Annotated in this window: 8 protein-coding genes and 1 pseudogene; 2 read left to right on the top strand and 7 right to left on the bottom strand. The window is 70.1% G+C overall.

Annotation, left to right across the window (positions count from 1 at the left end):
* Positions 1 to 8: 8 nt before the first annotated feature.
* Together J7E89_RS39855 and J7E89_RS39860 are read right to left on the bottom strand one after the other, a co-directional pair.
* Positions 9 to 1,037: a hypothetical protein gene (locus tag J7E89_RS39855; RefSeq protein WP_214981371.1), complete on the bottom strand. Its 1,029-nt coding sequence runs from the start codon at positions 1,035 to 1,037 to the stop codon at positions 9 to 11.
* Positions 1,038 to 1,236: 199 nt separating this feature from the next.
* Complete coding sequence (locus J7E89_RS39860) at positions 1,237 to 2,019, bottom strand: SAM-dependent methyltransferase (protein WP_214981372.1); 783 nt, start codon at positions 2,017 to 2,019, stop codon at positions 1,237 to 1,239.
* Positions 2,020 to 2,417: 398 nt separating this feature from the next.
* On the opposite strand from J7E89_RS39860, the gene J7E89_RS39865 reads away from it, so the two are divergent.
* Positions 2,418 to 2,927, top strand: a complete 510-nt coding sequence (locus J7E89_RS39865) for a CHRD domain-containing protein (protein ID WP_214981373.1) — start codon at positions 2,418 to 2,420, stop codon at positions 2,925 to 2,927.
* A 98-nt stretch (positions 2,928 to 3,025) separates the two neighbouring features.
* Here the strand turns inward: J7E89_RS39865 and rbsD are convergent, their stop codons facing one another.
* The 5 genes and pseudogenes from rbsD to J7E89_RS39890 form a co-directional block, all read right to left on the bottom strand.
* Entirely contained in the window at positions 3,026 to 3,418 is a 393-nt protein-coding gene (rbsD, locus tag J7E89_RS39870; RefSeq protein ID WP_214981374.1) for a D-ribose pyranase, read from the bottom strand.
* The gene (locus J7E89_RS39875) at positions 3,415 to 4,350 is read right to left on the bottom strand and encodes a ribokinase (RefSeq protein WP_214981375.1); all 936 of its coding nucleotides are present in this window, start codon (positions 4,348 to 4,350) and stop codon (positions 3,415 to 3,417) included. Before J7E89_RS39875 ends, rbsD begins: the two co-directional genes overlap by 4 nt.
* 26 nt (positions 4,351 to 4,376) lie before the next feature.
* Positions 4,377 to 6,342: pseudogene (locus tag J7E89_RS39880) on the bottom strand (substrate-binding domain-containing protein).
* Entirely contained in the window at positions 6,332 to 7,888 is a 1,557-nt protein-coding gene (locus J7E89_RS39885; protein ID WP_214981376.1) for a sugar ABC transporter ATP-binding protein, read from the bottom strand. The pseudogene J7E89_RS39880 and the gene J7E89_RS39885 overlap by 11 nt, the downstream one beginning before the upstream one ends.
* Entirely contained in the window at positions 7,885 to 8,928 is a 1,044-nt protein-coding gene (locus J7E89_RS39890; protein WP_214981377.1) for a LacI family DNA-binding transcriptional regulator, read from the bottom strand. The genes J7E89_RS39885 and J7E89_RS39890 overlap by 4 nt, the downstream gene beginning before the upstream one ends.
* A 274-nt stretch (positions 8,929 to 9,202) precedes the next feature.
* On the opposite strand from J7E89_RS39890, the gene J7E89_RS39895 reads away from it, so the two are divergent.
* On the top strand, positions 9,203 to 10,627 hold the full coding sequence (locus J7E89_RS39895) for an aminopeptidase P family protein (protein ID WP_308315775.1): 1,425 nt from the start codon (positions 9,203 to 9,205) through the stop codon (positions 10,625 to 10,627).
* Positions 10,628 to 10,712: the final 85 nt, after the last annotated feature.

The raw sequence follows: 10,712 nt of genomic DNA on the forward strand, positions 1-10,712 counted from the left end.
GGCCAAGATCAGAGGTAGAACGCCTGCGTGACGACGGGGTCCCGGTCAGTGGTGAGGTCGGTGCCGCCGCTCGTACGGAACGCGTCCGTGAACGTGTAGTTGAAGTGCTGGTACGCCGGGTCGCCCGCCGCCGGTGTCTGCGGCTGGTAGCCGAGCGCTTCGCCACCGTCGAGGTTCTGCGAGACCTCGGCGTTGTTGCCGGTGGTGACCCGCCCATCGACCCACGACCGGCCGAGACCCGCGAACGGCACGACGGCGGCGCCGCCCGCGTTCGGGTTCTGGCCGGTGAAGACGCGCCCCTGCGGTCCCTCGTTGTGGGTGAGGTCGTTGCGGAGCAGGATTTCGCCGTTCCCCGCGTCGACCACGGTGTCGTACACGTGCCCGTTGCCGGCCGTCAGCGTCGTACGCCAGGCGGGCCTGGCACCGTCGCCCGCCAGTGGGAAGGTGACCCGCGCGGCGGTGACCGTACCGGATGGGTCGACCGTACCGACGGAGGCGGCGGCCCGGTCGATGGCGGCCTTACGGTCGAGCCGGGCGGCGTCGCTCGTGTGCGCGCCGGGGACTTCGGGGACGAGGCTGCCGGCCACGGTGACGATGCGCCCGTGCTTGTCCACAGCGACGGAGAGCCGCCCACCGTTTACGGGAACGCCGCTCGGATCCGCCTGTCCGATGAAGACGTGCCGTAGGCCGTTGTGTTTGGTGCGGTAGGACTTTACGACCTCCAGGGCGGAGAGCTCGGCCGCCGAGAGACCGTACAGATCGGCGTGGTCGCGTACGTGATTCAGCGCGACGGTGCCCGGGTCGGCGTCGCTGGCGGCGGTCAGCGCGCCCTTGCCCTGCGGCGAGACCAGCCGGGGCGTACCGAAGCGGCCCCAGCGCACCCCTGCCCCGTCGAGCTCCCGCGCCGCGCGCAGCTGCCGGGCGGTGGGCGCGGTCCGCTTCTCGCCGCGTACGTCGATGTCCGGATACGGCTGGTCGGGCCGTTCGTCGGCGGGTCTCTTCGCGGTGTCGCCGACGTTCGCGGCGGCAGTGGCCACCGGTACGACCGTGGTCGCCGGCAGCGCCAATAACACGGCGGCTATGAGTAAAGGCCGGGCTCTGCGAGCGTGCGAGGACAGCATCGGTACTCCCCCGTTCCCTGGATCCCCAGACAGTGACGCGGGACACAGTACGTGCGCATGACAACCCGGGGAAGAACGCGGAGCGGGGCAGAGTCCCGCTCCGCGCCCGGCCCGGCTACGGCTTGCGCGCCACCCCTGCGTAGGCATCGACAGAAACGCCCGAGCCCACCGCGTCACCCTGTTCCGGCCACCACTGCGTGACCTGTACGAACCCGGGGTCCAGGAACTCCAGCCCGTCGAAGTACCCGGCGACCTCCTCGACGCTGCGGACGTAGTACGGGACCGCGCCACTGGCGTTGTACGCCTTCGAAGCGGCGATCATGCCCTCGCTGGTGGCCGTGCAGTCGCTGATCACCAGGTAGCTGCCCGACGGCAGAGCATCGACGAAGCGGGACACCAGCGCCCGGGCCTCCTCGTAGTCGGCGACATGCCCGAGCACGTTGAGGAGCATCAGCCCCACGGGCCGGTCGAAGTCGAGCGTGCGCGCCGCGCCCGCCAGTACGGCGTCGGGCTCGTACAGGTTCGCGTCCAGGTAGTCGGTGACGCCTTCCGGCGTACTGACCAGCAGCGCGCGGGCGTGGGTGAGCACCAGCGGGTCATTGTCGACGTACACGATCCGGCATTCGGGCGCCGCCCGCTGGGCGACCTCGTGCGTGTTGTCGGCGGTCGGCAGGCCGGTACCTATGTCGAGGAACTGCCGGACGCCCTGCTCGGCGACGAGGCTGCGCACCGCGCGGCCGAGGAAGTGGCGGCTGGTCAGGGCCACATCGACAAGACCGGGAAAGATCGCCTTGATCTCGTCCCCGATCTGCCGGTCCACCTCGTAGTTGTCTTTCCCACCCACGAAGTAGTTCCAGAAACGAGCGGAGTGCGGCTTCCCCGTGTCAATCTCAGCCATGAAATTGCCTCCTGCAGGACATCATTCGGTCAGCCTCAACCTAACCCCACCCGCTGACCGGATGCGGCGGAGGGTGGCCCGCAACTCCGCGAGTACGCCGGGAATTTGACGGCAGGGCACCCTCGACCGGAGCGGGCGGCTTCAGGGGCGGGACGGTCCGCGGCGTGATCCAGACCAACGTGTGCGCCGAGCCGGGAGGCTCCGGCGGCGCGCTGCACGACGGCCGCGAAGTGCAGGGTCTCCCTTCTGAGCCCGCTCCGGACGACGCGCACCCATCCAGCCGTACAAATGTTGAGGGAGTGGCGCGGGTGTCCTTGTGTTGAACCTGCAGTCGGACCTCCCAGCGAGCCACCAGGCTGCGCGCTGCTCCGATCGCCCAACACAGAGATGAGACGTCCATGCGTGTTCCGACCACCCTGATGGTCTCGGCCGTTTCCTGCGCGGCCACCCTCGCCACTCTGGCCGCTCCGGCCGCCGCCGCCAGTGCGGACCCCGACAACAACGGCGGCGACCGAGCCGTCCACGGCCGGGCCGACCTCACCGGCCGTGAGGAAGTTCCCGGCCCGGGCGACCCGGACGGCAGCGGCGAATTCTGGTACCAGATCAAGCACGGCACCCTCTGCTACTCGCTGAACGTACGAAAGATCGCGCAGCCCACCGCGGCGCACATCCACGCCGGTAAGCGCGGTGTGGCCGGGCCCGTGGTTGTCACTCTCAAGACTCCGACGCACGGGTCGGCGAAGGGCTGCATCAAGGCGAAGCCGCACCAGACGACCGCCAACGCGGAGACGGTCCTGACGGACCAGGAACTGAAGCAAATCGCCAGCAAGCCTCGGAAGTTCTACGTGAACGTCCACAACAACCCGTACCCCGACGGCGCCATCCGCGGGCAGCTCCGTCACCAGTAGGGCGCCGGCTACCCCGGTCCCTCAATCGCCGGACGGGCTGTATCAAGCCCGTCCGGCGATTGAGGACGACGCGGCGGCAGCCGCAACAGGACCAGCCGTCAGAAGAAGACCCCGCAGCGCAGCAATACGTTCGCGTACGGCCGCGCCTCCCCCGTCCGTACCACCAGCCGGGCCCCCGCCGACAACGCCTTGAGCTCGTCGTGCGACACCAGATCAAGCCCCGGAAGGCACTCCTCCAGCAGCGCGGCCGCCGCCGGATTCGCCTCCCGCACCTCGTGCGCCGCCGTCGCGCCCTCGATCACCAGTTCGGCCAGCAGTCCTTCGAGTACGTCGGCGAAGGACGGTATTCCGGCCCGGAACGCCAGGTCCACGACCCGCGGCCCGACGGCCGGAATCGGCATGCCCGCATCGCAGACGAGGACCCCGTCACCATGGCCCAGCTCGGCCAGCGCCCCCGCCAGATGACGGTTCAGTATTCCGGCCTTCTTCACAGCGCCGAGACCTCCTCGGCGCTCGGGAAGGAAGCCTGCGCGCCCGCCTTCGTGACAGCGGCGGCGCCCACCCGTACCGCATAGGCTGCGGCCGTCGCCAGGTCCTCGCCCAGGCTGAGCCGCCAGGCCAGGGCCGCGGTGAAGGCGTCCCCCGCGCCGGTTGTATCCACCGCGTCAACGCGAGGGGCCGGGACCCGTACAGCGGCGCCCGTACGCCCGTCGGCCACCAGCGCGCCCTCCGCCCCCAGCGTGACCACCACCGAAAGCGGACCCAGGGCGAGGAGCCCGCGCGCCCAGTCCTCGGGGGCCGGGCCCGTCGTGTCGCCCAGTCCGTCGCCCAGTCCCTCGCCCAGTCCCAGGACGTACCTGGCCTCGTGCTCATTGACGACCAGCGGATCGCATGCGGCAAGCACTTCGGCGGGCAGCGGCGCGGGCGGCGACGGGTTCAGTACGAACCGGCTCCCGGCCGCCCGCGTACGTACCACCTCCGCCACCGTCTCCAGCGGGACCTCCAGCTGCGCCGAGACGACCCGGGCGCCGGCGAAGAGGTCACCGGCGTCGCGGACGTCCTTGGGGGTCAGCCGGGCGTTGGCCCCGGGCGAGACGACGATGCTGTTGTCGCCCGAGGGGTCCACGGTGATCAGTGCGACCCCGGTGGGCGCCCCGCCGACCCGCACGCCACCGGTGTCCACACCGGCCTCGCGCTGCGATTCCAGCAGCAGCCGCCCGTGGGCGTCGTCGCCGACGCGGGCCAGCAGAGCGGTTCTGGCGCCGAGGCGGGCGGCCGCGACGGCCTGGTTGGCGCCCTTGCCGCCGGGGTGGACGGCCAGGTCGGATCCGAGCACGGTCTCGCCGGGCGCGGGGCGGCGCTCGACGCCGATCACCAGGTCGGCGTTGGCCGACCCTACGACCAGCAGGTCGTAGTCGTACATACCTGTCCTGCTTTCGTCATGGGCCGTCACGAGAAGTCGGCGACGTTCTTCTTCGTCACGACCTTGACCCGCACCTTCACCATGCTGTCGACCTTCTTGCCCTGCGCCGCCTTGACCGCGTTCTGAACGGCGATCTTCCCGAGCTCCTTGGGCTGCTGAGCTACGGACGCGTACAGCGTGCCACTCTCAACCGCCTTCAGCCCGTCCGGCGTTCCGTCGAAGCCGACGACGTCCACCGACTTGCCCGCCTTGCTGCCGAGCGCCTTGACCGCGCCGAGCGCCATCTCGTCGTTCTCGGCGAAGACGCCGCTGATCCCGGGGTTGGACTGGAGCAGGTTGGTCATGACGTCCAGGCCCTTGGTGCGGTCGAAGTCCGCGGGCTGGGTCGCGACGACCTTGATCCCCGGGTACGCCTTGAGCCCTTCGGCGAAGCCCTTGCCGCGTTCGCGGCTGGCGGAGGTGCCCGCGGTGCCCTGCAGCACGACGATCTCGCCCTTGCCGCCGAGCTTCTCGGCCAGCGCCTTCGCGGCGAGCTTGCCGCCCGCGACGTTGTCGGAAGCGACGAGCGTGGCAGTGTCGGCCTTGTTGACGCCCCGGTCGGCGGCCACCACGGGGATGTCGGCCTTGTTGGCGGCCCGTACGGCGGGCCCGACCGCATCCGAGTCCACCGGATTGACGATGATCGACTTCACGCCCTCGCCGGTGAAGTTCTGGAGCTGGTTGGCCTGCTGTGAGGCGTCGTTCTGCGCATCCGTCACCGTGAGGTCGATACCCGCGCCCTTGGCCTCCGCCTGAGCGCCCTCCTTCATCTGTACGAAGAAGGGGTTGTTGAGAGTGGACAGCGACATGCTGATCTTGGTGGTCGTACCCGGCGAGCCGGAGTTGAAGAAGGACACGCCTCCCACGACGGCCGCCACGCACACCGCGCCGATCGCGAGTTTCGCCGCGCCTTTACGCCCGTTCCCGGACGCACCGGACGCACCCGACGAAGCCCCGGGAGCCACCGATCCCCCACCGGCCCGCCGCCGCAGCGTATCCAGCAGAACCGCGAGCGCGATCACGACGCCGATGACGACCTGCTGCCAGAAGGCGGAAACGGAAAGCAGGTTCAGGCCATTGCGCAGTACGGCGAGTATGAGCGCGCCGATCAGCGTGCCGGACGCCTTGCCGACGCCGCCCGCCAGGCTGGCGCCGCCGATGACGACCGCGGCGATGGCGTCCAGCTCGTACCCCTGCGCGGCCTGCGGCTGCGCGGAGACCAGGCGGGACGCGAGGACGATGCCCGCGACGGCGGCGAAGAGCCCGGACAGGGCGTAGATGACGAGCCTGCCGCTTGACGCGCAGGCCGGAGAGCCGGGCCGCTTCCTCGTTGCCGCCGATCGCGTACATCGAGCGTCCGATGTACGTACGCCCGAGGATGAGGGCGGTGACAAGCCCCATCGCGACCATCACCAGAACCGGCACCGGCAGCCACCCGCCGAGCGTGTCGCCCAGCACCGACACCGAGTCGGGGAACGCGATCGGGCTGCCCTGCGAGATGACCAGGGACAGACCGCGGCCGATCGAGAGCATGGCCAGCGTGGCGATGAACGGCGGGAGTTTCCCGTACGAGACGAGGGCTCCGTTGACGAGGCCGCAGGCGATGCCCGTACCGACGGCGAGAATCACCGCGATCCACACCGGGACGCCTTCGGACGTAGCCATCCACGCGAGGACCGTCGCCGAGAGCGCGGCCACCGATCCGACCGACAGGTCGATGCCGGCCGAGACGATGACGAACGTGACGCCGAACGCGAGGATCGCTGTCACGGCGGCCTGCACACCCACATTGAGCAGGTTCTGCGTGGTCAGGAAGTCACCGGAGAGCAGCGACATCGCCACTACCAGGACCACCAGGGCGCTCAGTGCGCCGTTGTCGAGCAGGATGCGCCGGACGGCGCTCGCGGCCCCGGCACTCGCGCCCGTATTGCTCTTGAGTGTGTCAGTGGCCACGGGAGCCCTCCACTTCGTTCTTGGTTACGTTCACGGCCAGCGCCATTACGGCGTCCTGGGTCGCTTCGTGCGCGGGGAGTTCGCCGGCGATCCGGCCCTGGGCCATGACCAGCACCCGGTCGCTCATGCCGAGGACCTCCGGCAGGTCGCTGGAGATCATCAGGACGGCGTGCCCGGAAGCGGTCAGCTCATTGATCAGCTGATAGATCTCGACCTTGGCGCCGACGTCGATGCCACGCGTCGGCTCGTCGAGGATCAGCACCCTGGTGTCGGCGAGCAGCCACTTCCCGATGACGACCTTCTGCTGGTTGCCGCCGGAGAGGGTACGGACGTGCTGGCCGAGGCCTGCCATCCGTACGCCCAGCTGCTCGGCGATCCGGGCGGCGGCCGCGCGCTGAGCCTTGCGGTCCACGAGGCCGGCGCGGGTGGCCGAACGCAGCGTGACCAGGCCGAGGTTCTCCTGCACGGAGGCGTCGAGCACCAGCCCCTGCGCTTTTCGGTCCTCGGGTACGAGCCCGATCCCGGCGCCCATGGCGGCGTTCACGTCGCCCTTGCCGAGCCGCTCGCCGCGCACCTCAACGCTTCCGGCGTCGTAGGTGTCGGCGCCGAAGACCGCGCGTACGACCTCGGTGCGTCCGGCGCCGACGAGCCCGGCGAGACCGACGACTTCACCGGCGTGGACGTCGAAGCTGACGTCGTGGAAGACGCCGTTGCGCGTCAGCCCACGTACGGAGAGCAAGGGGTCGCAGAGCAAGGGGTCGCAGAGCGAGGCGTCACCGTCACTCGTTTCCGGGCGTTCGCGCGGATACTGCTGCTCGATGCTGCGCCCGACCATCAGGCGTACGAGCTCGTCCTCGGGCGTGGAGGCGGGCACCTGGCCGATGCTGCGGCCGTCACGCAGAACGGTGACGCGGTCTCCGAGGGCCGCGATCTCTTCGAGGTGGTGGGTGATGAAGACGATCCCCACCCCGTCCTCGCGCAGCTGCCGCACGATACGGAAGAGCTTGTCCACTTCTCCGCTGGTCAGGACGGCGGTCGGCTCATCCATGATCAGTACGCGCGCGTCGAGGCTGAGCGCCTTGGCGATCTCCACCATCTGGAGCTGGGCGATGCCCAGTTCGCGCACCTTGGCCTTCGGCGACACCCGCACGCCGACCCGCTTCAGCAGCTTCTGCGCGTCGGCCTCCATCCGCTTGCGGTCGATCATCTTGAAGCGGCGCGGCTGGCGGCCGAGGAAGATGTTCTCGGCGACGGTCAGCTCGGGCACCAGGTTGAACTCCTGGTAGATGGTGGCGATTCCCAGCCGCTCGGCGTCCTGCGCACCGTGGACGCGGACCTCGCGCCCGTCGACGAGAATGCGGCCGCTGTCGGGCCGGTAGGCGCCGGAGAGCATCTTGATCAGCGTGCTTTTCCCGGCGCCGTTCTCACCGAGCAGGACGTGCACTTCGCCGCGCCGCAGGTCGAAGTCGACGGAGTCGAGCGCGACGACGCCGGGGAAGGTTTTGCGTATGCCTTCGATGCGCAGCAACTCGTCCTGGCTGCTCACAGGTTGCTCCTCTGGCTCTGGTGACTCTCGTGGCTCTGGTGCGGAGGGCGCTGCTCGCCGCAGGACCGGCGTACGACGAGATGGGCGGGAAGGGTGACGGACTGCGGGGGCCGGCCCTCGATGAGGTCGACGAGCGCCCGTACGGCGGCCCGGCCCAGCTCGCCGGTCGGCTGGGCGATGGCGGTGATCGGCGGATCGGTGTGGACGAACCACGGGATGTCGTCGAAGGCGGCGAGCCCGATGTCCTGCGGAACGCGCAGCCCGTGCGCGCGGATCGCGTCGAGGGCACCGAGGGCCATCAGGTTGTCGGCGGCGAAGACGACCTCGGGCGGCTCGGGCAGGGCGAGGAAACGCTCGGTGGCGCGCCGCCCGCTGTCCGCCTGGAAGTCGCCCTGGCCGATGTAGGCGTCGGGCAGCGGAAGTCCGTGCTCCCTGAGCCCCTCGCGGAAGGCTTCGACGCGCTCGCTGCCGGTGGTGGTGGCCGCCGGGCCCGCGATGATGGCGAGCTTGCGGTGGCCGAGGCGGTGGAGGTGGGCGACCAGGTCGCGTACGGCCGGACAGCCGTCGGCGCGCACGACGGGTACGTCGACACCCGGAATCCAGCGGTCCACGAAGACCATGGGGGTGCCGCCGCGCGCCGCGTCGAGTATCTGCGGGGAGCCTCCGTCGGCGGGAGACACCAGGAGTCCGTCGATGCGTCGGTCGAGGAGCGTTCGGACGTGGTGGTCCTGCAACTCGGGCCGCTCGTCGGCGTTTCCGATGATGACGCTGTAGCCGAGGGCGCGGGCCGCTTCCTCGACGGAGCGGGCCAGCGCGGTGAAGTACGGGTTGAGTACGTCGCTGATGACCAGCCCGAGGGTGCGGGTCTGGTCGGTGCGCAGGGAGCGGGCCACGGCGTTGGGCCGGTAGCCGAGCGCGTCGACGGCGGCGAGGACGCGGGTGCGCGCGTCGGGGCTGACGGACGGATGACTGTTGAGGACGCGCGAGACCGTGGCAACGGACACACCCGCCTCAGCCGCGACATCTTTGATGCTCGCCACTGCCGCACCACCTCCTCGTGGTTTCGGTGAGCCTCGATTCCGGAGTGCGGCCGGCGAAGCTCTAGCGCTCATGGAATCGATTACACGAGTGATTGGAAACGATTACACGCCCTGGAAGCAAGACCTCCGCGGCACAGCGAGACCGGATCGTGACGAAGTCGCGCTCATATGAGCTCGGGCAGTGCGGAGGCCGGATCGGATGCCCCCACTCCGGCCGAAGCGTCTCTACGCTGAGCCCAGTCAGCAGGAGCAAGCGAGAGGGAAAGGGTTTCGCGTGTCCAAGGGCCGTAAGAACAGCCTCTATCCGAACGTCTCCGACGAACTGGCCGCACTGATGAAGACGGGGTGGGCCGACACCGAGCGGCGCGACCTCGAACCGGCCGAGCAGACCCCGTACGCGGCCAAGCGCCGCGCCGCGCTCGCGGCCCGCTTCCCCGGCGAGCGCCTGGTGATCCCGGCCGGCAACCTCAAGGTGCGCGCCAACGACAGCCACTACCCTTTCCGCCCGTCCAGCGAGTACGTCCACCTCACCGGCGACCAGACCGAGGACGCGGTGCTGGTCCTCGAACCGCTCGCGGACGGCGGCCATGAGGCGACCGCGTACCTTCTCCCCCGCTCCGACCGCGAGAGCGGCGAGTTCTGGCAGGGCGCCGCCAAGGGCGAGCTGTGGGTCGGCCGCAGGAACAGCCTCGCCGAGGCCGCGACGCTGCTCGGCCTGCCCTGCCGGGACGTCCGGAGGGTCGCCGACGAGCTGCGCGCCGCCCGCCAGGCACCCACCCGGATCGTGCGCGGTTACGACGCCGAGCTCGAGGCGGCCGTCGGAAACACGGACGAGGAGCGGGACACCGGCCTCAAGACCGCCCTGTCCGAGATGCGCCTGGTCAAGGACGAGTGGGAAATCGGCGAGCTGCGCAAGGCGTGCGACTCGACCGTACGCGGATTCACCGATGTCGTACGGGAGTTGGCCACCGCGGTCGCCACCTCGGAGCGGTGGATCGAGGGCACGTTCTTCCGCCGGGCGCGCCTGGAGGGCAACGACGTGGGCTACGGCTCCATCTGCGCCGCGGGCGAGCACGCCACGATCATGCACTGGGTGCGCAATGACGGCGACGTACGACCCGGCGAACTGCTCCTCCTCGACGCGGGCGTGGAGACCCGTACCCTCTACACCGCCGACGTGACCCGCACACTGCCCATCGACGGCACCTTCACCCCTCTTCAGCGCAAGATCTACGACGCGGTGTACGAGGCGCAGCAGGCCGGCATCGACGCGGTGCGGCCCGGTGCGCGCTACAGGGACTTCCACGAGGCGGCGCAGCGGTACCTGGCGGACAAGCTCGTCGAGTGGGGCCTGCTGGAGGGCCCCGCCGAGCGCGTGTACGAGCTGGCTCTGCAGCGGCGCTTCACCATGGCGGGCACGGGCCACATGCTGGGGCTCGACGTACACGACTGCGCGACGGCGCGCACCGAGGCGTACGTCGACGGAACGCTCGAACCCGGCATGGTGCTGACCGTCGAGCCGGGCCTGTACTTCCAGCCCGACGATCTGACCGTGCCGGCGGAGTACCGGGGCATCGGCGTCCGTATCGAGGACGACATCCTCGTCACCGCCGACGGCAACGAGAACCTCACGGCCGGGCTGCCGCGCGCTTCTGCGGAGGTCGAGGCGTGGATGCGGGAACTCATGGCGCCGCGATAGCACCGGCGTACCTTCAGCGCTTCCATGCTGGGAGCGGAAGGCGGGGGCGGGCGGGCCGCTGCGGGGGGCTTGTTCCCCGACCCGC

Source organism: Streptomyces sp. ISL-100, assembly GCF_018614615.1.
Taxonomy (GTDB): domain Bacteria; phylum Actinomycetota; class Actinomycetes; order Streptomycetales; family Streptomycetaceae; genus Streptomyces.